The organism is Solidesulfovibrio fructosivorans JJ] (genome assembly GCF_000179555.1).
GTDB classification, from domain to species: domain Bacteria; phylum Desulfobacterota; class Desulfovibrionia; order Desulfovibrionales; family Desulfovibrionaceae; genus Solidesulfovibrio; species Solidesulfovibrio fructosivorans.
Map to the genome: position 1 here is coordinate 290,704 of NZ_AECZ01000001.1, position 25,231 is coordinate 315,934.

Consider the following 25,231-nt stretch of genomic DNA (forward strand, 5'->3'; position numbering starts at 1 on the left):
ATCCCGAAAGAACGGGAGGTGCGATCATGGGAGAGGACTTCACCAAGCAGGGCGTTTTCAGCTGGAACGAGCTGATGACCACCGATGTGGAGGGGGCCAAGGCCTTTTATGGCAAGTTGCTCGGTTGGACCAGCGAGGACAAGCCCATGCCCGAAATGGGCATGACCTACACCATCGTCAAGGTTGGGGACGCGGCGGTCGGCGGCATCATGTCCATACCGCCGGAAGCGGCGAAAATGCCGCCGGTGTGGGGCTCGTACGTTTCCGTGGACGACGTGGACGCGGCGGCGAAAAAAACCGTGGAGCTTGGCGGCACCGTCTATAAGGAGCCGACCGACATCCCGGGCGTCGGGCGCTTTTGCGTGATCGGCGACCCCCAGGGCGCTTTTCTGTCGCTGATCACCTTCAAAATGGACCCCATGTAGGCCGGCACGACGAAACGGAGCGCCGCGGCATCGCGGTCGGACCGGATTTTATCGGTGAAAAATGCGCTGCTGACGCCCTGGCGGCTTCGGGTTTACCCGCGGTTGCTCCTTTTTGCCTTGGCCCTTGCCGTCGGGGCGGCGCTTGTGAGCGGTTCCGGGGCGGGCGTGGTTTCGGGCCGTCTGGGCGGGGATTTCGCCGAATTTTACGCCGCCGGCCGCATCGTGCGCTCGGGTGATGCCCGACGCCTCTACGACCCGGCCGTCCAGCGGGCGGCCCAGGTCGACCTCATGCTTTCAAGCGGCGGGGCCTATGTGCCCTTTGCCTATCCGCCCCCCTTTGCCCTGCCCTTCGCCCTGCTCGCCGCCCTGCCCTACCGGCTCGCCTACGCCCTGCATCTGGCCGTCATGGCGGCGCTCCTGTACGGCGCGCTATGGCTGGCCTGCCGCGAGATGGCTTGGGCCAAGCCCTATGTCCCGGCCGTTTTCTGCGCCGCCGTCCTTTTTTACCCTATGCTGCGGGCCCTGCTCGGCGGCCAGAACACGCCGTTGACCCTTGCCCTGTGCGTGGCCGCCTGGAGCCTGGAACGACGGGGGCGGACGCTTTTGGCCGGGCTTTGTCTGGCGCTTCTCTGTTTCAAGCCCCAATTCGGCCTGGCCCTGCTTGGACTCTTCCTTCTGGCCGGCCGTTGGCGCATGGCGGGGGCGGGCATTCTCGGCCTGGCCGGGCTGGGCCTTGTCGCCACCGTCCTTTGCGGCCCGACTTGGCCGACCGCCTGGCTGGGGCATGCCAAGTGGGTGGTCGCCACCTCCCTCGCCCTGGAAGGCGACAAGGCGGTCAGTCTGCTTGGCGTCAGTCGCCATTTGCTCGCCGGCAGTCCGCGCGCCGCCTTGGCCGTCGGCCTCTGCCTGTCGCTGGTCGTGACGGCCATCCTTGGCCGGGCCTTTTGGCGCAGGCGCGGCCGGGACATCCCCTTTTCCCTGCTCGGTCTGGCCGTAACCGGACTCGTTTTGCTTGCGCCCCACGCCTATTTCTACGACACGGGGCTGCTTATCCTGCCGGGACTCGCCCTGCTCGATGCCCGATTCCCCCATGGCCCGGCTCTTGTCTTCGGACTGTGGCTGGCCGGGTTGGCGCAGCTCGGCGCGGGACTCCTGGGCCTGAGCCCCCTTTTCCCAGCCGCCCTGGCCGTATTCATCCTCATGGAGGTGGCCATACGGCACACCGCCCCCCGTCGTGCGACCTGACCATTGCGCATCGCTTTTCTCTCAATACTCGTTTTACGGTGATGGATCGTACGTTTTTCAGATTGAATGGGTAGAAAATAATGAATAATTTTCTTGATGTTGTAAAATATTTAATTTCGTAATACGCACTCTCCATGCCGTCTTCCTGCATGGCCCCCACGACGTCCCTGGCCGGCGGGCACCTGGCCCGCCAGAAAGCCAAGCAGGCCAAGGCGTTCGCCCTGTGCGCCGCCCTTGTCGCCCTTGCCCTCTATGCCCTGGCCGCTGGCAGCTACGACCTCGGCCTGTCCGACATCTTAGCCGCCCTGGCCGGCACCCGGCAGGGACCGGGCGCGGTGGTGGTCACGGGTATCCGGCTGCCGCGCATCCTGGCCGCCATCGCCGGCGGCTTCGGCCTGGCCGTTTCGGGCGTTTTGACCCAAAGCCTGCTTTCCAACCCGCTCGCCTCGCCCTTTACCCTCGGCATCAGCCACGGCGCGGCTTTCGGCGCGGCCTGCGGCATCGTGTTCCTGGGGGCCGGGGCGTTTTCCGGCAACGCCCTGGCCACGTCGAGCGCCGAATTCGCTCGGATCGGCGGCGTGTTCACCATGTCCCTGTGCGCTTTTGCCGGGGCCATCGGCACCACGGCGCTGGTGACCGGGCTTGCCCTGGTCAAGCGGCTCGGGCCCCAGGCGATCATCTTGTGCGGCGTGGCGCTCTCCTCGCTTTTCACCGCCGGCACCATCCTCATCCAGTTCTATGCCGACGAACTGCAACTCGCGGCCATCGTCTTCTGGACCTTCGGGGACGTGTCCCGGGCGCGGGACGCGCAAATTGTCGTCATGGGCCTCGTCGCCGCCGCCACCGGCGGTTTTTGTCTCTATGCCCGCCAGGACTTAAACGCCCTGCTCGCCGGCGACGACGTGGCCAAGAGCGTGGGCGTCAACACCAAGTGCCTGCGCCTTGTCGGCATGGGGCTGGCCGCTCTTTGTTCCGGGGTGGTGGTGGCCGTATGCGGCGTGATCGCCTTTCTGGGACTGCTCGCCCCGCACATCGCCAGACGTTCGGTGGGCTGCGATCATGGCCCGCTGGCCATCCATGCCGGGCTTTGGGGCGCGCTCCTTTTGCTCGGGGCCGATACGGCCGGCCGGCTGCTGGCCGGGACGGGCGCGTTGCCCGTGGGCGTGCTCACATCCTTTATGGGCGCGCCGCTTTTCCTTTTTCTCTTGCTGCGCGGAGGGAGCCGGACATGAGCCTGTCGGCGCGAAATCTTTCCTTTGCCTACAACGGCGCGGCCGTGCTTACGGATGTGAGCTTGCGGCTTGAGCCCGGGCGCGTCACCGCCATTCTCGGCGTCAACGGTGCCGGTAAATCCACCCTGCTCAAATGCCTGGGCGGCCTGATCCGGCCCCAGCGCGGCGGTGTCGCGCTCGGCGAGAAAAAACTCGGCGAATTGTCCCGGCGCGACGCGGCCCGGCGCATCGCCTACGTGCCCCAGTCCCAGCAGGCCGAAGGCATGACCGTGTTCGAGGCCGTACTGCTCGGCCGCCGTCCCCACATGGGGCTTCGCCCGTCCCGGCGGGACATGGGCATCGTGGAAGGCGTACTCACGCGGCTCGGCCTTTCCGCCCTGGCCTTTCGCCGCCTCGACGCGCTCTCCGGCGGCGAGATGCAAAAAACCGCCATTGCCCGGGCGTTGGTCCAGGAGCCGGACGTGCTGCTTTTGGACGAACCCACGGCCAGCCTGGATCTCAAGAACATGCTCGAGGTCTTCGCCATCGTCCGGCAGGCCGTGACCGGCCAGGGCGTCGCCGCCGCCGCCGTGCTCCACGACCTGTCCCAGGCCATGCGCTTCGCCGACGACTTCGTGCTGCTTTCCAGGGGCGCGGTCCTGGCCCGTGTCGACGCCAAGGGACTGACGCCCGAGATCGTGCGCGCGGTCTACGGCGTGGACGTGGCCTTCGGCGAGGTGGGCGGCCATCCCGTGGCCGCGCCCCTGGGCGTTGCCGACGCCGCCTAACCCTTGCCCCAAAAGGAAGCCGCCATGCCGCATCCGTATCGCGTTTTTTTCCTGTGTTGCGCCCTTGTCCTCATGACCGCCACAGCTCCGGCCGCGGCGGACACGCCCGCAGGGACGCGGCAGGTGACCGACGCCGCCGGACGCCAGGTCACGGTGCCGGACAATCCCCGGCGCATCATCTGCCTCGGGCCGGGCTGCCTACGGCTCATCGCCTATCTCGACGCCACAAATCGGGTGGTCGGCGTCGAGCGCTTCGAAAAGGACAAGCGGACCGGCCGGCCATACAGCCTGGCCCATCCGGAGTTCATAAAGCTCCCGGTCATCGGTCCGGGCGGCCCCAAAAGCATCAACCAGGAGCCGGACCTCGAAGCCGTACTGGCCGTCGCGCCGCAAGTCATCTTCGTGACAGCCATGGACGCGGCCGTGGCCGAGGCCATGCAGGCCAAGCTGCGCATTCCCGTGGTGGTTTTGAGCTACGGCCAGTTCGCCCGCTACGATTACAAGGTGTTCGACAGCCTGGCCCTGGCCGGAAACATCCTGGGCTGTCCGGACCGGGCAGCGGCGGTGGCGGATTTCATGAAAAGGGCCGAGGCCGATGTGCGCGCCCGGGCGAAAAAGGGGCAAGCCGCGCCGGGTTACGTCAAGCCTACGGTTTACGTCGGCGGCACCGGTCTTCGCGGCACCCATGGGCTTACCAGCACCGACAACCCGTATGCCCCCCTGGAGTGGCTATCGGCCGACAATCTGGCCGGCCGCGTCACGAAAGACGGCCATGCCTTCATCGACAAGGAACAGCTCCTGGCCTTCAACCCGGATGTCCTTTTCGTCGACGCCGCCGGCCTGGCGCTGGTGGCCGACGAATTCACGCAGCAACCCGAATTCGTCGGGGCTCTTCGCGCGGTGAAGGACGGCAGGGTCTACGTGCTCTACCCCTTCACCAACTACCTGACCAACTTGGACACCATCGTGGTCGACGCCTATGCGGCCGGGAAAATCCTCTATCCGCAGGCGTTCGCCGATATCGATCCAGCGGCCAAGGCCGACGAAATCTACCGGTTTCTGCTGGGCAAGCCCGTCTACGCGCAAATGGCCCACGATTTCGGGCCGCTTGGCCAAAAGCCGGCATTTTTCAAAAATACCCAGCCGTAATGTGGGGACAGACATGGAAACGGAAAGAGCAAGAGATGATGTGGCTACCTTGACGACGCGGGCGGTGGATTACCACGGGCATATGTGTCCGGGGCTGGCCATCGGCATCCAGGCGGCGCGCATTGGCCTCGCCGTATGCGGCCATGACGGCGACGAGGACGTGGTGGCCGTGGTCGAGACGGACATGTGCGCCGTGGACGCCATCCAGGCGCTTATGGGCTGCACCTACGGCAAGGGCAACCTGATCCACCGCGATTACGGCAAAAACGCCTTCACCTTCCACCGCCGTCGCGACGGCGTTGCCGTGCGTTTGCTTGCCCGGCCGGACCTGCACAAGCTGGTGGACCCGGAGTTCGCGGCCGTGCGCGAGATCCTCAACACCGACCCCCAAAATGCCGGGGCCAAGGCCGAACTGCCGGCGCTCGCCATACGGTGCGCCAAACGGATTCTCGAAAGCGATCCCGAAACCTTTTTCACGCGCACCGAACCGGCCCGGGTGGCCCCCAGACGGGCGGCCATCCTGTCGAGCCTCGTCTGCGAGGCCTGCGGCGAATCCGTGATGGAGTCGCGCACCCGGCGTTTTGCCGGCAAGACCCTGTGCATTCCCTGCTTTATGGCCGTGGAGCAGAAAATCTGACCGGCGCCCTCTTCCCTCTCAACGTATCCCCCAACAGCCAACTCGTTCCAATAGATGTCTTTTGAAGGGGGCCTGGGGGAAACTTTTCGTAAGACAAAGTTTCCCCCAGCTTCTTCCCTCCCCTACTCGACGCAAATGATGTCGTACCTGTCGCCGGTCAGGCATTTGCCGCCCTGCTCGGTCACCTCGAAGGTGTTCTCCACCCCGACCATGCCGATGTCGGGGATGCCGAACTTGGGTTCGAGGGCCAGGGTCATGCCCGCTTCGAGAGGCTCGTCGAAACCCTTGGCGATCACCGGCCAGGCATCGATGGCAAGCCCTATGCCGTGTCCCAGGAAGCGCACCTTGTTTCCGTCAAGCCCCATAAACCCTACGTCCATGCCGGCTTCGGCGACGATGGACAGGGCCAAGGCGTAGAGCTCGCTCGGCTTCGCGCCGGGCGTAAGCCGCTTTGCCACGGCCTGCTGGACCCGCATGCACAGGTCGTGGCCGCGCCGCACGCTGTCCGGGATGGCGGAGGCCTTGCCGGCGAAATAGACCTGCGTCTTGTCCGTGACGTAGCCTTCGATGGTAAAACCGTTGTCGATGGTGAGCACGCCGCCCTTTTTCCAAACAGCGCCGGCGTAGCCGGAAAAAGGCAAGGCCGGATGCTCGCCGCGAAGTCCCACCGGGCCGTTGAAGACGCTCGGATAGTTACCGCTGTCCCCGGCCGCGATATGGCCGAGGAAGATTTCGTCGCCATTTGTCATGCGAAGCTGCCCCTGGTGGCCGAGGTCGAAAAAGACGTCCCAGCATTTGCGGGTGATCTCGCGCTCGCTCATGCCCGGCTGGATTACGGCCGGCAGGCGCTCCATGAGCCCTTCGGCGTGGCGCGCGCCGCACAGGCGGATTTTGGCGAGCTCCCAGGCCGATTTTTGCGCCTGGGCCATGGCCAGGGCCGCGTCGCCCGGCACGAAGCTGACGCCGGGGAGCCGCGAGGATAAAAGCGCGGCCAGATTCCAGGACAGTCCCGACTGCTCCGCGGCGCAAATGGACGTTATGGGGCTGCCGGCTTTTTCGCAAAGCGGCATCAGGTCGCCGTAGGAGCGAAAGCCGACGATGGTTTGCAGCGGGCTTTCGAGCAGCGCCCGTTCCTTGCCCTTGCGGCAGGCCAAGACCGGCTTGCCGCTGGCCGGCAGCCACAGCACGCCGTTGGCCCAGGTTCCGGTCAGATAATAGATGGCGAGCCTCGAGAAGACGAGCAGTCCGCCGGCTTCGGGCGCGACCTTGGCCAAAGCGGCCCGGCACTTGGCCAGGCGGTCGGCCATTTCCTCTTCGGGCAAACGTTCCAGGGCTTCAAACATCACGACTCCCCTTGTGTTTTCTTTTCCGACCCGACACGGTATAGCGGCGCTCCGGCGCGACGCCCGGATACGACTGATTGTCGGTCAAAGCTGTAACGCGCCGCACAACCGTCTTTCGGATAGGTGCATGGCAAACGATAGAGTGTCCTGGCGAGCCGCTCTCGCCCTCACCGCGGGCACGCTCCTCTGGGGCGGCTCGTTTATCGCCATGAAGATCGCCATGCGCGGCTACGCGCCGCTTCTGGTGGTCTTTTGCCGCATGGCCCTGGCCTCGCTGGTCTTCGGGCTCATGTGGCGGCGCATGGGCGGGTTCGGCGCGGCCAAGGGCGACTGGCCGGGGCTCATCTTCATGGCCCTTTGCGAACCGTGCCTGTATTTCGTGTTCGAGGCCAAGGCGCTCACGCTCACCCAAGCCTCGCAGGCGGCCATGGTCACGGCCATGCTGCCGCTTTTGACCGTTCTCGCCGCCGCGTTATTCCTTAAAGAAAAGCTTGAGAAAAAAGCTGCCTTCGGACTGCTGCTGGCGGTGGTCGGGGTGGTGGTCATGAGCGCTTCCGGCGGGGCGACCGGGGACGCGCCCCGGCCCGTGCTCGGCAACTTCCTGGAATTTATCGCCATGTGTTGCGCCGTGGGCTACATCGTCACGGCCAGACGCTTGGCCGCCCGGCACAGGCCGCTTTACCTCACGGCCATGCAGGCCTTTACCGGAACGGTTTTTTTCACGCCCGTGCTTTTCTTCGTGCCTTTTCCGGAGCGCATCGAACCGGGGCCGACCCTGGCCGTGGTCTTTCTGGGGCTTGGCGTCACCTTCGTGGCCTACGGGCTGTACAACTACGGCGTGAGCCTCGCCCCGGCCAGCAAGGCGGCGGCGTTTCTCAACCTCATTCCGGTCTTCGCCTGCCTGCTGTCCTATTTCATGCTGGACGAAAAACTTACCCCGACCCAGTGGGTCGGCGGCGGACTGGCCCTTGGCGGCGTGGCCTTAAGCGCCCGCCCCGGCCGGGATGATCAATCCTCGCGCCGGGAATAGTCCATATTGCGCCGCACAGGCGTAAATCCGGCCGAGATGGCCAGCCGGCGCAGCTCGTCTTCCTCCATGCGGAAATGGACCCCGGCCGCGGCCACCACGTTTTCCTCGATCATGGTCGAGCCAAGGTCGTTGGCCCCGAAAAAAAGCGCCATCTGGCCGACCATGGGGCCCTGGGTCACCCAGGAGGCCTGGACATTGGGCACGTTGTCGAGAAAAAGCCGCGAAAGGGCCAGCCAGCGCAGGTATTCCCAGGACGAGGCCTCGGGCACGGTCAGCCCCGTGTTGCCGGGCTGGAAGGTCCAGGGGATAAAGGCCGTGAATCCGCCGGTTTCGTCCTGCAGGTCGCGGATGCGCGACAGGTGCTCCAGGCGGTGGTCGATGGTCTCGCCAAGGCCGATGACCATGGTGGCCGTGGTGCGAAGTCCCAAACCGTGGGCCTGGCGCATGACCTCGATCCAGTCGTCGGCCGGGCACTTGTTGGGCGAAACGCTTCCCCGGATGGGGTCGGAGAGGATTTCCGCGCCGCCGCCGGGCAGCGAGGCCAGTCCGGCCGCCTTGAGTTCGGAAAGCACCTCGGCTATGGAGAGCCCTTCCATTTTGGCCAGAAAGACGATCTCCGGCGGCGAGAAGCCGTGCACGGCCACTTCCGGGAAGCGGTCGCGCAAAAAGGCCAGCATGCCGGTGTAGAAATCCAGATGCAGGTCCGGATGCATGCCGCCCTGGAGCAGGATCTGCCAGCCGCCGAGGGCCACGGTTTCGCCCACCTTGGCCGCAAGCTCCTCCCGCGAAAGGACGTAGCCTTCCGCGTGTCCGGGCGGGCGGAAAAAGGCGCAAAAGCGGCAGCCGCAGGCGCAGATGTTGGTATAGTTGATGTTGCGGTCGACGATGTAGGTGACGATCGGCTCGGGATGCAGGGTAAGCCTTGCGGCGTGGGCTATTTTGCCCAGCGCGAAGACGTTGGCGTCCTCCCACAAGGCCCGGGCCTCGTCGATGCTTATACGATCGATGGCGGAAACGGACATGCGCGCGAAACCTCCGGGCATGAATGCCGCCAAGCGGATACACCTTTTTCCGGCAAACGAAAACCTCTCGGAGGCAGGCAGTGCTGTACGCCGATGCGACGCTTCAAAAACTTCTCGCCCCGGGCGCGACCATCGCCCTTCTCGGGGCCAAGGACCGCCCCGGCACCGAAGTGGACATGGTCGGGCGCTATCTGCTCGAGGCGGGCTTTACCGTCATCCCGGTGCACCCGGCCAGAAACACGGTCTGGGGGCTGCCCGCCCGCAAAACCCTGGCCGACATCGATATCCCGGTGGATATCGTCAACCTGTTTCGGGCGGCGCAACATTGTCCGGCCCATGCCGCCGAAACGCTGGCCCTGACGCATCGGCCGCGTTGCTTTTGGATGCAATCCGGCATCGCCAGTCCCGAAGCCAGGACGCTTTTGGAGCCAAACGGCGTGGTCGTGGTGGAAGATCGTTGCATCATGGTTGAACACCGTCGTCTTTGGGGGTAGAAAGTCGCAATGCCGCAAGTCGTCGCCTTTACCTGCCGCCGTTGCGGCCATTGTTGCCAGGGAGTGGGCGGCATCATGCTGTCCCTTAGCGACATCACGCGTCTGGCCGAACATCTGGGGCTCACACCGGAGGCAATGCTGGCGCGTTTCGCCGAGCATGTCGGCGGCAAGGACCGTCTGGCCACGGGCGCGGATGGTTACTGCATCTTTTACAACGAGGGCTGCTCGGTGCATCCGGCCCGTCCCGACGTATGCCGGGCCTGGCCCTATTTCCGAGGCAACATCATCGACGCCGCCAGCCATGCCATGGCCGCCGAGGATTGCCCGGGCATAAATACCGAAGTTGATCACGCGGAATTCGCCCGCCAGGGCATGGAGTACCTGCGCCGCCACGGCTTGGCCCGTGTCCAGGGCGTGGGCGCGCCCGAAGCCCTGGCCGTCATGCCGCCACAGCCAGCCGAGGAGACGGAGCATGGCCCCTGCGGATGCGATGCGTCTTGATGAAGCGCGCGCCCTGCTTGGCGTTTCGAGTTCGGATGAACTTGAAGCCGTCAAATCCGCCTATCGCAAACTGGCGTTTTCCCTGCATCCCGACCTGCATCCCGACGACCCCGGCGCCAAGCGGAAATTCCAGCGGCTAAACGAAGCCTACCTGCTGCTGCGCCATTTTCACGCCAACAAGGACAACGAACCCGGTCCCCAGGCCTCTCCAGGCTCCAAGCCCGGGCGAAAGACCACGACCAGGACAAGCGCCGGCCCTCGTCCGACCGCCGGTCCGGGGCCCGGCCAGGCTCACCGCCAGCGCCAGGCCAAGGCCGCCTATACCCAGGCGTCCAAGCAAAACGCCGACGCCGGGTTCTACTTCCGACGCGAGGAAGTGCTCCAGGACCTGCTCAAGGACCCCTTCGCCCGGCAGGTGTTCCAGGACATCTACCAGCAGGTGCGCAACAAGTCCGCCGCCGCCAGCGGTCCGGTCACGGCCAAGGGACCGCGCAAAGTCTCTTTCCACTGGGGCGAGAAGGCGCTATCACTTGATATTACCAAAGGTTTTTGGGATTCCCTCAAGGGATACTTTCAAAAGCAGCTCGACGACGAACAGACCATCCATCTGCCGACGACAAGCCTTTTTCCCGGCACACGCATCCGGGTGGGCATCCGACACGGCCTGGGCAACAGCAAGCCGACCATGGTGGAAGTGACCCTGCCCCCGGATTTCGTGGTCGGCCGCCCCATACGGCTCAAAGGCATGGGCCGGCGCATCGGCCCCATGCGCGGCGACCTGTACCTGCGGCTGCTGGCCAAATAGGAGGTGGAGTTGGGAGCCTCCGGCGGCCCGGGGGAAACTTTTTGAAAAAAGTTTCCCCCGGGACCCCTTTCAAAAACTTTCAAAGGGGGGGACAATGGCGCGGACACCTGCCACCCTGGTCATCCCGACTCTAGCCTTGGCTTTTACCCTAACCTTCGCCTGGCTCGCCGCCTCGTGTTTCGAACCGACAATTGCCCTGGCTGGCGTTGCCGCCACCCGCGTCGGCGGTCCTTGCACCTATGCGGACTTTCCCGGTAAGGCGGTCATCGTCGCCGTGACCCCGCAGCCGAAAACTCCGGTCACCGGCGGCGGCATCCCCACACCCTACCCCGGTTTCGACATCACCTACACGTTTACCCCGGACACGCCGATTGCCGGGGAACCGCTCTATACTCCCGGCCGGACGCATACGCTGACGCTCGTCAATGGCATGGCCCCCGGCTCCAGGTTCCTGCAAAAATACGGCATCACAGCGGGAAAGGTCTTCCCCTGCCGGCTTCGCATCATCCGTCAGGGGACCTGCACGCCCGTGCTTTACGATTTTCCCGGCATCGACCGGGCGGATTATTTCGAGCTCAAAAAATAAGAAGGCGAGGTTGGACGACTGCCAATGTGTCTGATAACATCTTCATGGAGTTCACCTACCTATCTTTCAAAATTTAGGAGAAGCACCATGAAAAAAGAAGAGCCCGACAACCCTTTCCCGTGGTTGCTTGAGCGTAAACCGCCTCCATTACCGGTTCATGAATTGGAGAGCTTGAACATCACTTATGAAGTAACAAAAGATAAAAAAACTAATCGAATGGTCATGATTGCCAGCAGGGACGAACGGGCATGGACCTTTCATAACCTTGAAGAATTGGTGGTATTTTTGGCTGGAGTGGAATTCGGAAAAACTCTTTAAGAGATATTAAGTAGTTACCATATATGAATCTGGCGCAATAGTTTGCACCATAGACAGGTGGGGTTGTACAAGCATGCTTCTTGCGAGTGCTTTCAAGCGAGAAAGGCTCCAGGCACCTTAACACCGCCCGGGATCGGTGGAAAAAGCCGATCCCGGGCGATTTGCTTAAGCGGTTGCGCTGCGCTCAGGCTGGTAGCGTCGCCAGAAACGACGCCACTTCCGTGCGGATCATATCCCGGTGGGTGAACAGGCAGGCGTGTTCCCCGCCTTCGGCGGTGACCAAACGCGCCTGGGGAATGCGGGCGGCGAGCTGCTTCCCGTGTTGCGCGTAAGGCAGATGGGGATCGTTCGTGCCGTGGATGACGAGCGTCGGCGCGGCAATGTCCTCAAGCCGGTAGCGCGTGTTGCGCGTCACCGCGATATCGTTTCGCGTGCCGGCGGCGCGCCGGCCCAACCGGTCGGCCGTGCTGGCGACCAGGGACGCAAACAATCCGGCGGTGTGCGGATCGGCCAGCATGCGCTTACAAAGAGCCTGATCGCGCACGCTTCGCCGGGCCGCCCGGCGCACATCGGGCTTCCCGGCGCGCAACAGCGCGCCGCAAATCGGCCAGCCGGCCACGCGCAGCATCACCCGAAAGGTAAAGGGGATCGGCGTCTCGACGATGCCGGCGCAGGTCGAAACAAGGATCAGCCCCCGGCACCGTCCGGGATGGCGCAGGGCAAACTGGAGTGCGCAGGGACCGCCCCCGGAGATGGCCATGACCGCCGCCGTTTCGATACCGAGGGCGTCGAGCAGGGCCAGGCACAGGTCGGCTTGCGCCTCGGGAGCGCCATGCTCCCCGAGCGGCGTTCCCAGATACCCCGGCCGGGAGACGGCAATCGTGCGGGAACCGGACGGTCCGGCAGCCAGGGCGAGCAGCGCCGACTGGTCGTAGCCGCCCATGGCCCCGTGCAAGGCCAGGACCGCCGGGCCCTGGCCGAAGGTTGCGTATTCCACCGGCCCGCGACGCGTGGCGGCGATGGTCGGTTGCGGCAGTTCGGGCATGATCCAGGGAGAGGGCGCGGTCTTCATGACGCACCCCCGGCAACCGAGGCGTCTCCCGGCCGCGAGCCTGTCCGTCCGCCGCGCACCCGGTGGAGGAGTTCCAGTGCCTCGGGCGGAGGACGGCGTTCGATACGCCGGTAGACCCGGCAGTCGGGCGTGCGCCAGAGAAGCCCCATGTCGCACAGCTCACGGCGCAACAGCACCGGATCGCCGAACCCGTGCGCCGCGCCCAAAAGCCCGGTGACGGTCGGCTCGTCGAAATCCCGCCTGGGCGGCAAGACGGCCCACATCGTCCACAGGCAGGTCAGCTGCATGCCGCGTTTGGACGGCCAACGCGCCAGCCGCCCGTCGGCGTCATAGAGACGGACAAGACGTTTGAGCCGGTTCTCGTCCATCGGTTCGGGGGCCGGTGCGCGCGGCGCGGGAGCCGGCACGGCCTTGGGCGCGGCGGTCGCCCGGAAGTGCTGGAAGTTCTTGTAGCCCGCGGCCCGGGCCAACCAGTTGAGCAGCTCCAGATGGCTCGGCGCGGTCTCGTTTTCCATGATTCTGGCGCGCAACACGCGGGCAAAGGCCGCTATGTCGCCGACAGCCAGGGGCAAGGCGGTCCTGGACATCGCTTATCCTTATCAAGCGTGCCTGTCCGTAAAAGGGATGTCGGTGGTCGCCGGCTTCCGACGCGGCACGGATAAGGTGTCAGCGCGGAAAGAGGAAATGGCAGGTTTAGCTCCCCGTACGGGGCGGCGACGCCTGGGTGAACTGCCGACCGCAGCCGCCCCTTACCCCGTCCGGCCGCGTATGGCAAGGGCGGCGGGGGAAAAGAAATGCGAGAGGGGGACCCTTTTTGAAAAAAAGGTCCCCCTCTCGCGCTCTCCCCTCCCCAAAACTTTTACCTGCTATGGGGGCAATATTGTAGAAGTTTTGGGGAAGATATTTCTTTTGCTAGAACATGTCCTTTTGGGACTCCGCGATGGTCTTTTCGATGACGTCGTGGAGTTCCTTGGGCAGGCCCATGATGTCCACGTTGAGGAAGCCGCGCACGATGGTGGAGGTCGCCTCGTCCTCGTCCAGGCCCCGGGCCATGAGGTATTCGATCTCTTCCTGGTCGATCTTGCCCACGGCCGCCTCGTGGGACAGCTCCACGCCGTCCATGGTGCCCATCAGTTCCGGCACGGCATGGATGACGCCGCCGCCCAGGATGAGGCCCTTGCACTCGAGATGGCCCTTGGCCGGCACGGAGTTGCCGCCGATGAACCCGCGCGACACGATGGTGCCGCCCGAGGCGATGGTGCGAGCGATGACCTCGCCCCGGGTGTCCGGAGCGTTGAGTTCAATGCGGCTGCCGGAGTCGACGTAGGACCCCTTGGGCGCGACGATGACGGAATTGAACCGCGCCACCGCCCCCCGGCCGTTCAAGCGGATGGCCGGGTAGGATTGCAGATCCTTGACGGGCTTGAGCAGCACGTAGTTGTTTATAAACGCCCCGCCCTCCTCCACCACGCCGCCGGTACGGGGCCGCACCACTGTGGAATCGGCCCAGTTGTGGATCATGGTGAAGGTCAGCTTGGCGTTCTTGCCCACGAAGAATTCCGAAATGCCGAGGTGGGCCGCGCCCTTGGAGTCATGGGCCACCGAGCAGCCGGTGATGATGTGCAGCTCGGAATCGTCCTCAACGATAACCACGTTGTGGACGTTCTGGCCGACCATGTCGGACTTGAGGAACAGGCAGGACTGCACGGGCTCGGTGATCTTGGCGCCCTTTTCGGTGCGCACGAAATAACCGCCGTGCAGATTTTCGGCCGCGGCCCGGGTGAACTCATCCTTGTCCTTGTCCACCTGGGTCCAGAAATGGCCGGGCAGGCCGTCGTATTTCTTCAGGGCTTCCTTGATGTCGAGGATTTCCACGCCCGGCTGCAAGCTCTTGCAGTGGACGCTGCCGTGGTCCACCTGCAGGTAGGTGCCGGCGCGCTGGCGTTCTTCGACATCCACGCCGGACATGAGCATCTCGGCCTTGTCCGCCGGATCGAGGGTGCGCAGGTCGGGGATCTCGCCCAATGTGGAACCACTGAACCGAAAGTCATGCAGATCGATCTTTTCCATAACGCAAGGCTCCTTGGGCTAATTGAGGCAGCGCACGCATTCCTGGTAGCCGTACTGGCTGATGTGGTCGAGGATGTCGCGCGGGTTTGCCTCGCAGCACAGGTGGCCGTTGTAAAGCACCTGCCCCCGGTCGGCGTTGACGTATTCGAGAATGTAGCCGGTGTGGGTGATGATGAGCCCGGAAACGGGGCGCTTGGTCACCCGCTGCTGCTTCATGCTGGTCTCGGGCCTGGGCTCGATGCCGCCGGTGAGCACATCGCGCACCGTCGAGCCGATGAGCTTCATGTTTTCCAGGTCCACGCCCGATTCCGGTTCGTCGAAAAGCAGCAGATACGGCTTTTGGGCCATGAGCTGGAGCAGTTCCGACCGCTTGATCTCGCCGCCGGAAAAGCCGGCATTGATGTCGCGGTCGAGAAAGCTGTCCATGTTGACCTTCTTGGCCAGCCCTTCCACGTCGATTGCGCCGCCCCGGGCGCACATGGTGACCAGATGGCGCGTTTTTAGGCCGTGGATGGTCGGCGGCCGCTGGAAGGACATGCCGATGCCGAGCCGCGCCCGCTCGTAGATGGGCGCGTGGGTGATGTCGTGGCCGCGAAAAAGGATGCGGCCCTTGGTGATTTCGTAGTTGCCAAAGCCCATGAGCGTCATGAGCAGCGTGGTCTTGCCCGAGCCGTTGGGGCCGAACAGGATGAACGTCTCGTTTTCGGCGATGTGCAGATTGATGCCCGCGAGCACTTCCCGCTCGCCGATTTTCACATGCAGGTCTTCTATGCGAAGCATGCTTTCCTCGCTTGTTGCCGCCAAATGGCGTGATTGTCGCTCAAGCGGTCTACGGAAAAAGCCGGGGAAAGTCCACTGCCCCGGTAGGGAAGCCGGAGATACGACGCGGGAGAAATGGCCTTTGCCGGCCAGCAAAAAGCGCCCGGGCACAACAACGGCATGCGCGCGGTTGTGCGGCGAAGGCTTGGCTAGCGATGGTCGTAGGAACGGATGATGGTTGCGAGCTCGTCGCAGTCGTAGGGTTTGGCCAGATAATCGCGCACGCCGAAGCGCTTGAAGAAGTCCATGTGCTGGCGCAGGCCGTAGCCGGTCAGGACCACGATGGGAATATCGGCCAGACGGGTTTTATCGGCCCGCACTAGGCCGATGAATTCGCGGCCGTCCACCCGTGGCAGGCGCATGTCGAGCAAAATAAGGTCAAAGGGCTCTTTGGCGATGGTATCCAGGGCGACGCGGCCGTCGGGGACGGTCGTGACAAGATGTCCCTCTTCCTCCAGGGCCTGGCGGGCCAGCGTGGCATGGTTGGCATCATCCTCGGCAAGCAGGATACGCAACATAGGCCGTGATTCCTCCCTCCGTAACGGCAAGCATCTTCCGTGCCGTGGAACTTGGAGAAATTCCATCACTTTTCTTCAAGGATTTCAGGCCGCATGCGGCTAGCGATCACTGTCCGCGCATCCTGTTTTCCCGTAAAACAGGAAAATCGTTTAACGAGCCTGAGCAGCCAAGGGTGCCGGCAGCGGTTTCCGCTTGGGCAGGCGGGCCCCAGTGACCACCGCGTACACGCGCGGCAGAAACCGGGAAAAGACTTCGCCCACGCCCCATAAAAAGAAGGTCACGGCCACTCCCGTGATAAAGTAAAACATGGTTTGCTGCACATCGCTAGCGGGTACCCACACGGAAAGGAGCCTTGTCTGAAAAATGGAAACCGTGGGCTCATGGGCCAGATAAATGAAAAAACTGAACCGGGCCATGCGGTGCAGCATGGCGCTGTCCCGGATGCGGGGAAACGACGAGACATACCAGAAAAAGGCCAACCCGATCATGAGGTAGCATTTGAAAAGAAACCGCCATACCGCATCAGCCTTGAAACCGAACGAAACATGGGCGACCAGCACGACGGTCAGGACGACGAAAACAAGCGCCCCAAAGCGCTGCCACCAGGACCGGCCGGACAGGGACAGACGGGAACGGGCCACAAAGCCGCCGAGATAGAACATGAAGAAGTAGCTGTGGTACGAGTACGGATCGTGGTCAAGGCCGGTCCAGAGGACAAAGAGGGTGACAAGCCCCACCCCCGGGGCTTCCTTGAGAAACAGGAGCAGGACGGGCGACAGGACGAAGACCAGCATCAGGTCGCGCAAAAACCACAACGGATAGTTAACGGGGGTGGCATAACCGCCGACGCCGAATATCTTGGCCCAAAGGCCGTGCGCAACAAAGTAGTTCCAGGAGCCCATCGTCTCGATGCTGCCCACGAAGTAAAACCAGGCGACAATCCAGATATTGAACAGCACATAGGGAATGAACAGTGAGAAGAATTTCTTGCGCAGCATCTCGCCGTAGGCGGCCAGGGACAACTCGAATTTGCGCAGGAACAAGAATCCGGAAATGGCGAAAAAAAGCGGAACCGTCACCAGGATGATATGGTCGTTGAAAAGCGTCACCATCAGGGTCGTGAGCGGCCCGGGGTCGCCAATGCGCACGGTCACGCCCTTGGCTCCATGGTTGAGGACGATCAGAAACATGAGCAAGATGCGCAGGACATCAATGCGTTTGGAAACCTCCGGGGCAAGGGGCTCCCGGACCGGCCCGAGCATCCAGGCGGGTTTGACGGCTGTACTCACGAAAAACTCCCTGTCAGCGACGGATGCGGGCGCGGCCTGTCACCGCCGCGACCGGTGGGCATGATTCGGGATCGCCAACCGGCGACCGCGCGCGTGTTTTCTGGAAGAAGCCCAGGCGAACCGGGCCGTGGAGGCGCTTTCCCGGGTGCCGCCGGGCAGGTCGAAAGCGGTCGCCCCGTGCGCTGTGGCGTCTCCGCACCCATCCTTGCCGCTTTGCAAAAAAAGAAGCTCCTATCGGGCGCGCCAAACATTGTCCAGCGGCGCCCTCAGGCACGTCACAGGTACGGAAATTTCCGGGCAGAGAGGGCTGGCCCTTTGGAATACGCCGGACGCGTAGGCCTAATGGGCGTAGGCAAGCATCTTTTTGAGGCGGTTTTCCGTGAGGGTATAGCCTTCCTCGCGGAGAATGCGCACAAAGCTTTCAATGATGCACTGGGTGGCGAAAGCCTTGTTGGCGATATGCGGCGAGTTCATGATTTCCCGCAGGGCCAGATCAATCATGTAGACGCAGTGGGCGACGTCCTGAATATCCTTGTGCGGCATAGCGGTTGCTTTTCGAGGCGCCGGCGGCGGGATGGCCGGCAATACGGGTTGGAAATCATGCCTCCCGGTCGTCGGCGACCTGCTTGAAGCGCGTCCCGTCGACGAATCCCTGGCGGTAGGCCATGGCCACGAAGTCCCGACGGATGCGGTCGCACAGGCGCTGGATGTCCTCGCCGAGCTGGCGCACCTGGTCATCCGCGCTGCCGCCGGCCAGGGCTTCCAGTTCGCGGATGCGGCAGACAAGCTCCTTCATGTGGGCCGTCATTTCCTCGTCCGTGCTCTGGGCATTGACCAGGTCTTCGATCCGGCTTTGAAACATGTCGGGCAAACACGCCATGATGCTTTCCATGTTCCCCCCCTGGCCACCCGTCGGGGCGGACGGCCTTTTGCTCCGGCCTGAGCCGGCGGACTTAACACGATCCCACACCGCATACCCCAGAAGGGAACGCGTGTAAAATCCGACAAAGGCCAGCCCCCTTCCCGGATGCCTACCGCCCCCCGATGGCCGCCAGATCCCGCTCTATGGTTTCGCGGGCGGCGAGTCCCCGCTCCCACGCCTCGGGCAACGTGCCGCGTCCCAGGGACGCCCCGAGCAGCATGCCGGCCAGCATGCCCCGGGCGGCGCTGTCCCCCCCGGCCATGACGTTTTGGGTGAGGCCCGCGCGCGAGTCGTTGCCATGGCGAACGAGCAGATGGATCACGCCGGGCATGGCTTCGTCGATATGGCAGGACCGGCCGAGGCGCCCGATGGCCGCCACGGTGTCCTCGCCGGCCGACTCGCGGCCAAGGGTCAACCAGCGTTCGATGGGAGCGCTGGCGTAGCCGGCCTCGGCGGCGCTGTCCAAGGCGGCTTCAAGCGGTTTTCCGGACAGGAGGGCCCAGGCGACACGGGCGAAAAACTCGGCCGCCTCGATGACCTGGGCATGGTTGTGGGTCATCTTGGTCTGGGCGCGCGCCGCCTCGACCAGGGCGGGCAGGTCGTGGCGCAGGGCGAAGACGAGGGGGGCCACCCGGCTCGCGCCGGCCAGATCGTTGGAATTGGACCCTGAATTCTCGGGGGATTCGCCGAAATCGAAAATTTTGAGCGTCATGCGGGTGGCGCCGTCGATGTATCCGTCATAAGACGCCATCCGCTGCCGCCATTTGGCGCCGAAGTCATCCAGGTCGAATCCTTTCCGATCAGCCAGGGAGCGCAGCAAGACAAGGGTCTGATCGCCGTAATGGGTCAGTTCGCCGGCTTTTTTGCCGCCATGGTAGCCGGCGGGGGCCGGAGTCGTATAGCCCGTCACCTGGCCGAATCGCTGGGCAAGCGCCTCGGGGTCGTACTCCCAGTGCGGGCCGAGGGCCAGGGCATCGCCGATGAAAGAGGCCAGGACCATGGCGGTCGCGTTGTCGGACATGCTTCCTCCTCCTTTGAGCCAAACATCATACGAAATACATCGGAAATGTCCAAGCTGTTTGCGACGCGGCAGGCAGGTTTTGCCGAGGCAGGCGGACGGCGAACATACGGTGGGCGCATCACCCTCAAAAAGAAGCGTCTTCTCCTACGCGAATAAGCATTGCGCAATGCGTTGGGGAAAAGATCACATGACGGTTTCCGCCCGACGGATGAAGCAAAAAGGATCGGCGCGCATGGTGCGGGAAACGGGCCTGCCCCCTTTGGAACAGAGCCGGTACGTTTCCCCGTCTTCCCGTCGGCGTCCGTGGGGGGATCGCGCCCATTCCTCGCAGTCGCCGCAGATGTCCGCGCCGTTTATGACCGGTCCGAAAGCGTCGCCGGCAACGGGTTCGAAACAGGCCGCATCGGCCAGCATATTGCGGCAGACGCAACGGCTGCCTTTGATGCATACCCGTTCCATATACGCATCGTCCTTGCGCCGTCCGGGCAAGGTGCGCGCCCAGCAAGCGCATTCGCCGCATGTTTTCGGTTGCATGGCGTGGCCCTCCGGTAATCGGGAATGGGAAAAACAAACCATGCAGGCATCGTGCCAATGAATCCGACCACTTTGACCGACCGCCGGGACATGCTTTTCTCGCATTGTTTCGGCTTTCGGAACACGGCTCCGCCCGGATACGGTGCCTCCTTTCGACGAACGGCGCGGAATTCTCGATAAACGGCCTTTGCGCGCGGGACCGATAGGTTTATTGGTTGCAAGCCGCCTTTCATCGAAAAATTCTGGCCGGGCCGGCCGCTTTCCGGCAAGCTCGCCTTCGATTCGACCAACAATCCCAACCCGGGGGGAGAAAATGATCGCAGACAACATCGAAAGCCTCATGCACGAACAACGCCGCTACGAGCCGCCGGAAGAAGGCCGCGAACGCGCCCATGTCAAAAGCATGGAAGAATACGAAGCCATCTACAAGCGTTCCATCGAGGACCCGGACGGGTATTGGGGCGAATGCGCCGCCGAGCTGCTCACCTGGTTCAAACCCTGGGACTCGGTCCTGGAGTACGATTTCGACAAGCCGGAGATCAAATGGTTCGCCGGGGGCAAGCTCAACGCCACCTACAATTGCCTGGACAGGCACTTGACCGACGGCCGGCGCAACAAGGCGGCGCTGATCTGGCAGGGCGAGGACGACGGGGATGTGCGCACCTACACCTACCAGATGCTGCATGACGAAGTCTGCCGCTTTGCCAATGTGCTGCGAAAAATGGGCGTGAAAAAGGGCGACCGGGTAAGCCTTTATCTGCCCATGATTCCGGAACTGGCCATCGCCATGCTGGCCTGCGCCCGCATCGGCGCGCCGCACAGCATCGTGTTCGCCGGATTTTCCTCCCACAGCCTGCGCGACCGCATCAACGACTGCGAGGCCAAGGTGGTGGTGACAAGCGACGCCGTCATCCGCTCCGGCAAGACGATACCGCTCAAGCCCAACGCCGACGAAGCCGTCAAGGAATGCGCCTGCGTCGAAAAGGTCGTGGTGGTGCGCCATGCCGGCAACGAAATCGACATGCTCCCCGGCCGCGACCTGTGGTGGCACGACGTCATGAGCGACCACGACGTCCAGGGCTGCTGCGAGCCCGAGCCCATGGACGCCGAGGACGTGCTGTTCATCCTCTATACCTCCGGCTCCACGGGCAAGCCCAAGGGCGTCTACCACACCACCGGCGGCTACCTGACCTACGCCGCCCACACGAGCCAGCTCGTCTTCGACCTGCACGACGACGACATCCACTGGTGCACGGCCGACATCGGCTGGATCACCGGCCATTCCTACATCGTCTACGGACCGCTGGCGCTCGGGGCCACCTCGCTCATGTTCGAGAGCGTGCCCACCTACCCGGCTCCGGACCGGTTCTGGCAGATCTGCGAAAAGTTCAAGGTCAACATCTTCTACACCGCGCCGACGGTCATCCGGTCGCTGATGCGCTCCGGCCCGGCCTGGACCCAGAAGCACGACCTGTCGTCGCTGCGCATCCTCGGCTCGGTGGGCGAGCCCATCAACCCCGAGGCCTGGATGTGGTACCACGACCATATCGGCCACGGGAAACTGCCCATTGTGGACACCTGGTGGCAGACCGAAACCGGCGGGCTCATGATCTCCCCCCTGCCCTACGCCACGACGCTCAAGCCCGGCTCGGCCTCCCTGCCCCTGCCCGGCATCGACCCCATCATCGTGGACAACGAGAACAAGGAAGTCGGCCCCGACCAGGGCGGGTTCCTGGTCATCCGCAAACCCTGGCCGGGCATGCTGCGCGGCATCTGGAACGCGCCGGAACGCTTCAAGCAGCAGTACTTCGCCGGGTTCAAGGGCCGGTACGAATCCGGCGACGGGGCGCGGCGCGACACGGAAGGCTATTTCTGGATCATGGGGCGGGTGGACGACGTCATTAACGTCTCCGGCCACCGCATGGGCACGGCCGAAATCGAATCGGCCTTGGTGTCCCATCCGACCGTGGCCGAGGCGGCCGTGGTCGGCATGCCCCACGAGGTCAAGGGCCAAAGCATCTACGCCTACGTGACGCTCAAAGCCGGCTACGAGGAGAACGAGGAACTGCTCAAGGCGCTCAAGCTCCACGTGCGCAAGGAGATCGGGCCCATCGCCGCGCCGGAAGTGATCCAGTTCGCGCCGGGACTGCCCAAGACCCGAAGCGGCAAGATCATGCGGCGCATCCTGCGCAAGATCGCCTCCAACGAGGTGGAAAGCCTGGGCGACACCTCGACCCTGGCCGATCCGAGCGTGGTGACGGAGCTGATCGAAGGCAAGAAGAAGCTGTTCGGTTAGGGACAGTTACGAAAAGCCCGGGGGAAACTTTGTCTTACGAAAAGTTTTCCCCGGGCCCCCTTTCCAAGGACTTTGCCTCGATGCGGGCTCCCGCCAGCTTCACGTCGTTGATAAAGACGAAAGCGGGCGAGTAGGAGAAAACCACAACTCCGCCAGCGGCCGTAAGTCCTCCCTGCGCGCCATTTTTCGCATCTCATCCGCCGCGACCACTCAAGCCGTTTTCCAGTCCCCTGCGTCGATTCCCATCGGCGGCCGAAAGTATCCTGGCCGCCCACAGCAACACGCCGCCATGGATATTTTCGGCAGCGCTGCCGTTTTTGTTTGTTTTCGTCAGCGGACGGATAGCCGCCAGCCGCGTTCGGGGGGGAATGCCCCGCCGCATCCATGCGCCTGGGAAATCCGTTTCACCGCCTGCTGCCTGTGAAGCTGACGCACCGGCCACAACATCCTTCTTTTATGAAAGAAATTCGCACCGGGCGCAGCCGACCAAGGATGCGCTCCGCAACGACATGAAATCGGTGTTTGACGATGTTGCGGCACAGTGGTGACGTTTGAAAAGCGTCTTGTATTCTCTGATTTTTGGAATAGAATCTGCATAAATTGAAAAAATTTGAAATTTTAGCTCTATACGCCTTATTATTTTAAAGATTTATAAAAAAATTATAACTTGAGTCCATGATTTGACTTTTATTTTTATCTATGTTTGGCTTGTTCCAGTATGAGAATAAATATTTAAGAATAATACATTGCATGCAATTGCCGACAGTAAAATATTGTATAAAATATTTTTTATACTTTATAAAAATAATAAGTTCAAATACAACATGGATGTGAAAAATACAATATATCACTCTGTGGAAAAATCATCTTTGTACAAACCGTACAAAGAATAAAACATGCAACAAGTGCATCACTTCAGTCAAACAGATGCACGAGCGCCAAGGAGGTATCATGGGAAACGATTTGGAAATCTGGCACGCCACCTACGAGGCAAAGACGCCGGAATCGCTCCAGGCGGCCTACAAGGCCTGGGCTCCGCGCTATGACCAGGACACGATCGAAGGTATGGGCTATGTTGCGCCCAACCTCGCCGCGTCCCTTTTGGACAATTATCTGGAGTCCAAGGCGTCGTGCGTCCTGGATGCCGGTTGCGGCACAGGGCAAGTCGGCGAAGCGCTCCAAAAAATCGGCTACAGCAACGTGGACGCCATGGACTACTCGCCGGACATGCTCGACCAGGCCGAAAAGAAAAATATCTACAACGAGCTTATCCGGGAAGACATGGGTAGCGGTATACGACTGCCGGAAAACAGCTATGACGCCACCATCTGTGTCGGGGCGCTCACCTACGCCCATGTCGGTCCCAACGTCTTCGAGGAGTTCGTGCGCATCACCAGGCCGAACGGTTACGTCTGCTTTACCATACGTGACGGCGCATACCAGAAGTACAACTACCGCAAGACGATGCTGGAACTCGAGGCGAACAATTCCTGGGAGCTCATGGCCATGCTGGATTGGGACTATCTCATCAAAGAAAGCGTTACGGCCAAGTTCTGCGCCTACAAAGTGCTCGAAACCTGAAGCCGGAGGATAACCGACGATGATCAGTGACAAAAAGACTCTTGAAAAAGTGTATACAGCGCGAAATTCCGAACAGCTCATGGACGCCTACAAGGATTGGGCGGTCCACTACGAGAACGACACCCTGGGCGAGTTCGGTTATGTGGCCCCCAAAGCCACGGCGAAAACATTGCACACCTTTGCCGCGGAGGCCGACCAACGCATCCTGGATGCCGGCTGCGGCACGGGGCTTGTCGGGCAAGCCCTCCGGGAACTTGGCTACGCCGCCATCGACGCCCTGGATTATTCCAAGGAAATGCTCGACCAGGCCGCCGGCAAAAACATCTACGCGAAGCACATCCAAGCCGATTTGCGCCAGCCCCTTGAAATCCCAAACGACACATACGACGCGGTCGTGTGCACCGGCACCTTCACCTATGGCCATGTGGACGCCCGGGCCTTCGACGAACTGATTCGCATCACCAAGCCCCAAGGCGTCATCGTCTTCACCATCCGTGACGGCGCGTACCAGGAACTCGGCTACCGCAAGCGCATGATCGATCTCGAGCTGGCCGAAGCCTGGGAGTTACTGACGTTCCACGACGAAGATTACCTCAGGGCTGAAAACGTCATCTGCAAAATGTGCGCGTATCGGGTTTTGTCCCCGGACCGCGCCCGGCAAGAAGCCTAAGCCCCAAAAATCCCTCGCGCGTTCGCGACAGTCGGGGCCGCAAACGTCCGGCAGGGCTCAGGGCGTCCTTGCGCTTTTAGGCGGACGGGGATTTTCGCGTGGTCGCAACAGACCGCGGGCTGAAAGGAACGACAGCCGGTCCCTGCCACATTCAGGGATCGGCTGTTTCCATGCACGGGCGGGCCAGTGTCCAGTCGTGTTCCGGCTCGCCCTGCCGGGCCACGTCCAGTCGTTTTTGAAATTCGCTTCGCCGCACGGGCACAGCGCCAAAACGGGCCAGATGCCCGGTTTCCTGCTGGCAGTCGATGAAATGGAAGCCGCGCCCGTCCAGATGGCGGCACAGGGTCACGAAAGCGACCTTGGACGCGTCCGCGACCTTGTGAAACATCGACTCGCCGAAAAAGGCCCGGCCGATGGTCACGCCATACGCCCCGCCGACCAGTTCGCCCCCCAGCCAGGCCTCGACGCTGTGGGCATAGCCGGCCGCGTGCAGGGCCTCGTAGGCCGCGATCATCTCCGGCACGATCCAGGTGCCGTCGCCGACCGTGCGCGACACGCCGGCGCAGCCCCGGATCACGCCGCTGAAATCTTCATCCAGCGTCACCGTGAATTTTCCGGACCGGATCGTCCGGGCCAGCCGACGCGAAACGTGAATCAATCCCGGGAACAGGATGGGCCTGGGGTCCGGCGACCACCACAGGATGGGGGTGTCCGCGTCATACCAGGGAAAAATGCCCCGCCGATAGGCCGCGACCAGCCGTGTGACGCACAGATCGCCGCCAACGGCCAAAAGTCCGCCCGGCTCGGCCAATGACGGCCGCGGAAAAAGCATCGGGTCCTCGGTCAGCGAAAAAACCGGCATGCCGTTTAAATCCTGGAGGACT

28 protein-coding genes are annotated in these 25,231 nt (G+C 62.8%); 15 read left to right on the top strand and 13 right to left on the bottom strand.

Annotated elements, in window-relative coordinates; genetic code table 11:
* Positions 1-26: 26 nt before the first annotated feature.
* From DESFRDRAFT_RS01380 to DESFRDRAFT_RS01405, 6 genes are all read left to right on the top strand, one after another.
* Complete coding sequence (locus DESFRDRAFT_RS01380; RefSeq protein WP_005990379.1) at positions 27-425, top strand: VOC family protein; 399 nt, start codon at positions 27-29, stop codon at positions 423-425.
* Between the two features lie 54 nt (positions 426-479).
* Positions 480-1,670 carry a glycosyltransferase 87 family protein gene (locus tag DESFRDRAFT_RS01385; RefSeq protein WP_005990381.1) on the top strand — a complete coding sequence of 397 codons (1,191 nt, stop codon included), beginning with the start codon at positions 480-482 and terminating at the stop codon, positions 1,668-1,670.
* Between the two features lie 134 nt (positions 1,671-1,804).
* Positions 1,805-2,902 carry a FecCD family ABC transporter permease gene (locus DESFRDRAFT_RS01390; protein WP_233489533.1) on the top strand — a complete coding sequence of 366 codons (1,098 nt, stop codon included), beginning with the start codon at positions 1,805-1,807 and terminating at the stop codon, positions 2,900-2,902.
* A complete protein-coding gene (locus DESFRDRAFT_RS01395; RefSeq protein WP_005990385.1) occupies positions 2,899-3,669 on the top strand; it encodes an ABC transporter ATP-binding protein in 771 nt (256 codons plus the stop codon). Before DESFRDRAFT_RS01390 ends, DESFRDRAFT_RS01395 begins: the two co-directional genes overlap by 4 nt.
* A 24-nt stretch (positions 3,670-3,693) precedes the next feature.
* Complete coding sequence (locus DESFRDRAFT_RS01400; RefSeq protein WP_005990386.1) at positions 3,694-4,818, top strand: iron ABC transporter substrate-binding protein; 1,125 nt, start codon at positions 3,694-3,696, stop codon at positions 4,816-4,818.
* A gap of 40 nt (positions 4,819-4,858) precedes the next feature.
* Positions 4,859-5,455 (top strand): FmdE family protein, encoded by a 597-nt coding sequence (locus tag DESFRDRAFT_RS01405; protein WP_233489534.1) that lies wholly within the window; start codon positions 4,859-4,861, stop codon positions 5,453-5,455.
* Between the two features lie 122 nt (positions 5,456-5,577).
* Here DESFRDRAFT_RS01405 and DESFRDRAFT_RS01410 read toward each other — a convergent pair whose 3' ends face one another.
* The gene (locus DESFRDRAFT_RS01410; protein WP_005990390.1) at positions 5,578-6,798 is read right to left on the bottom strand and encodes a M24 family metallopeptidase; all 1,221 of its coding nucleotides are present in this window, start codon (positions 6,796-6,798) and stop codon (positions 5,578-5,580) included.
* A gap of 127 nt (positions 6,799-6,925) precedes the next feature.
* On the opposite strand from DESFRDRAFT_RS01410, the gene DESFRDRAFT_RS01415 reads away from it, so the two are divergent.
* Positions 6,926-7,828 carry a DMT family transporter gene (locus tag DESFRDRAFT_RS01415; protein WP_005990392.1) on the top strand — a complete coding sequence of 301 codons (903 nt, stop codon included), beginning with the start codon at positions 6,926-6,928 and terminating at the stop codon, positions 7,826-7,828.
* Here DESFRDRAFT_RS01415 and mqnC read toward each other — a convergent pair.
* Positions 7,807-8,850: a cyclic dehypoxanthinyl futalosine synthase gene (mqnC, locus tag DESFRDRAFT_RS01420; RefSeq protein WP_005990393.1), complete on the bottom strand. Its 1,044-nt coding sequence runs from the start codon at positions 8,848-8,850 to the stop codon at positions 7,807-7,809. The two genes, DESFRDRAFT_RS01415 and mqnC, sit on opposite strands and share 22 nt — an antisense overlap.
* A gap of 80 nt (positions 8,851-8,930) precedes the next feature.
* Between mqnC and DESFRDRAFT_RS01425 the strand changes: the two genes are divergently transcribed.
* From DESFRDRAFT_RS01425 to DESFRDRAFT_RS21725, 5 genes are all read left to right on the top strand, one after another.
* On the top strand, positions 8,931-9,344 hold the full coding sequence (locus DESFRDRAFT_RS01425; RefSeq protein WP_005990396.1) for a CoA-binding protein: 414 nt from the start codon (positions 8,931-8,933) through the stop codon (positions 9,342-9,344).
* 9 nt (positions 9,345-9,353) lie between these two features.
* Complete coding sequence (locus tag DESFRDRAFT_RS01430) at positions 9,354-9,845, top strand: YkgJ family cysteine cluster protein (protein ID WP_043793519.1); 492 nt, start codon at positions 9,354-9,356, stop codon at positions 9,843-9,845.
* Positions 9,817-10,650 (top strand): J domain-containing protein, encoded by an 834-nt coding sequence (locus tag DESFRDRAFT_RS01435; protein WP_005990400.1) that lies wholly within the window; start codon positions 9,817-9,819, stop codon positions 10,648-10,650. The genes DESFRDRAFT_RS01430 and DESFRDRAFT_RS01435 overlap by 29 nt, the downstream gene beginning before the upstream one ends.
* A 94-nt stretch (positions 10,651-10,744) precedes the next feature.
* A complete protein-coding gene (locus DESFRDRAFT_RS01440) occupies positions 10,745-11,236 on the top strand; it encodes a hypothetical protein (RefSeq protein ID WP_005990402.1) in 492 nt (163 codons plus the stop codon).
* Between the two features lie 87 nt (positions 11,237-11,323).
* Complete coding sequence (locus DESFRDRAFT_RS21725; protein WP_005990403.1) at positions 11,324-11,554, top strand: hypothetical protein; 231 nt, start codon at positions 11,324-11,326, stop codon at positions 11,552-11,554.
* Positions 11,555-11,738: 184 nt separating this feature from the next.
* Here the strand turns inward: DESFRDRAFT_RS21725 and DESFRDRAFT_RS01445 are convergent, their stop codons facing one another.
* From DESFRDRAFT_RS01445 to DESFRDRAFT_RS01490, 10 genes are all read right to left on the bottom strand, one after another.
* A complete protein-coding gene (locus tag DESFRDRAFT_RS01445) occupies positions 11,739-12,626 on the bottom strand; it encodes an alpha/beta fold hydrolase (protein WP_005990405.1) in 888 nt (295 codons plus the stop codon).
* A complete protein-coding gene (locus DESFRDRAFT_RS01450) occupies positions 12,623-13,213 on the bottom strand; it encodes a DUF2087 domain-containing protein (protein ID WP_005990407.1) in 591 nt (196 codons plus the stop codon). Before DESFRDRAFT_RS01450 ends, DESFRDRAFT_RS01445 begins: the two co-directional genes overlap by 4 nt.
* Before the next feature lie 325 nt (positions 13,214-13,538).
* On the bottom strand, positions 13,539-14,696 hold the full coding sequence (locus tag DESFRDRAFT_RS01455; RefSeq protein WP_005990408.1) for a SufB/SufD family protein: 1,158 nt from the start codon (positions 14,694-14,696) through the stop codon (positions 13,539-13,541).
* A gap of 18 nt (positions 14,697-14,714) precedes the next feature.
* On the bottom strand, positions 14,715-15,476 hold the full coding sequence (locus DESFRDRAFT_RS01460; RefSeq protein WP_005990409.1) for an ABC transporter ATP-binding protein: 762 nt from the start codon (positions 15,474-15,476) through the stop codon (positions 14,715-14,717).
* Between the two features lie 188 nt (positions 15,477-15,664).
* On the bottom strand, positions 15,665-16,033 hold the full coding sequence (locus DESFRDRAFT_RS01465) for a response regulator (protein WP_005990410.1): 369 nt from the start codon (positions 16,031-16,033) through the stop codon (positions 15,665-15,667).
* 150 nt (positions 16,034-16,183) lie between these two features.
* Positions 16,184-17,323 (bottom strand): acyltransferase family protein, encoded by a 1,140-nt coding sequence (locus DESFRDRAFT_RS01470; protein ID WP_005990411.1) that lies wholly within the window; start codon positions 17,321-17,323, stop codon positions 16,184-16,186.
* Positions 17,324-17,662: 339 nt separating this feature from the next.
* Positions 17,663-17,866: a hypothetical protein gene (locus DESFRDRAFT_RS01475; protein ID WP_005990412.1), complete on the bottom strand. Its 204-nt coding sequence runs from the start codon at positions 17,864-17,866 to the stop codon at positions 17,663-17,665.
* Positions 17,867-17,921: 55 nt separating this feature from the next.
* Positions 17,922-18,215: a hypothetical protein gene (locus tag DESFRDRAFT_RS01480; RefSeq protein WP_005990413.1), complete on the bottom strand. Its 294-nt coding sequence runs from the start codon at positions 18,213-18,215 to the stop codon at positions 17,922-17,924.
* Between the two features lie 139 nt (positions 18,216-18,354).
* Positions 18,355-19,266, bottom strand: a complete 912-nt coding sequence (locus tag DESFRDRAFT_RS01485) for an ADP-ribosylglycohydrolase family protein (protein ID WP_005990414.1) — start codon at positions 19,264-19,266, stop codon at positions 18,355-18,357.
* A 183-nt stretch (positions 19,267-19,449) separates the two neighbouring features.
* A complete protein-coding gene (locus tag DESFRDRAFT_RS01490) occupies positions 19,450-19,800 on the bottom strand; it encodes a hypothetical protein (protein WP_005990415.1) in 351 nt (116 codons plus the stop codon).
* A 313-nt stretch (positions 19,801-20,113) separates the two neighbouring features.
* On the opposite strand from DESFRDRAFT_RS01490, the gene acs reads away from it, so the two are divergent.
* The 3 genes from acs (at position 20,114) to DESFRDRAFT_RS01505 (ending at position 24,347) form a co-directional block, all read left to right on the top strand.
* The gene (gene acs / locus DESFRDRAFT_RS01495) at positions 20,114-22,096 is read left to right on the top strand and encodes an acetate--CoA ligase (RefSeq protein WP_005990416.1); all 1,983 of its coding nucleotides are present in this window, start codon (positions 20,114-20,116) and stop codon (positions 22,094-22,096) included.
* A 951-nt stretch (positions 22,097-23,047) separates the two neighbouring features.
* Positions 23,048-23,677 carry a class I SAM-dependent DNA methyltransferase gene (locus tag DESFRDRAFT_RS01500; RefSeq protein ID WP_005990417.1) on the top strand — a complete coding sequence of 210 codons (630 nt, stop codon included), beginning with the start codon at positions 23,048-23,050 and terminating at the stop codon, positions 23,675-23,677.
* 19 nt (positions 23,678-23,696) lie between these two features.
* Positions 23,697-24,347, top strand: coding sequence for a class I SAM-dependent DNA methyltransferase (locus DESFRDRAFT_RS01505; protein WP_005990419.1), 651 nt, complete (start codon positions 23,697-23,699; stop codon positions 24,345-24,347).
* A 151-nt stretch (positions 24,348-24,498) separates the two neighbouring features.
* Here the strand turns inward: DESFRDRAFT_RS01505 and aat are convergent, their stop codons facing one another.
* On the bottom strand, positions 24,499-25,209 hold the full coding sequence (aat, locus tag DESFRDRAFT_RS01510) for a leucyl/phenylalanyl-tRNA--protein transferase (protein WP_005990421.1): 711 nt from the start codon (positions 25,207-25,209) through the stop codon (positions 24,499-24,501).
* Positions 25,210-25,231 lie beyond the last annotated feature (22 nt).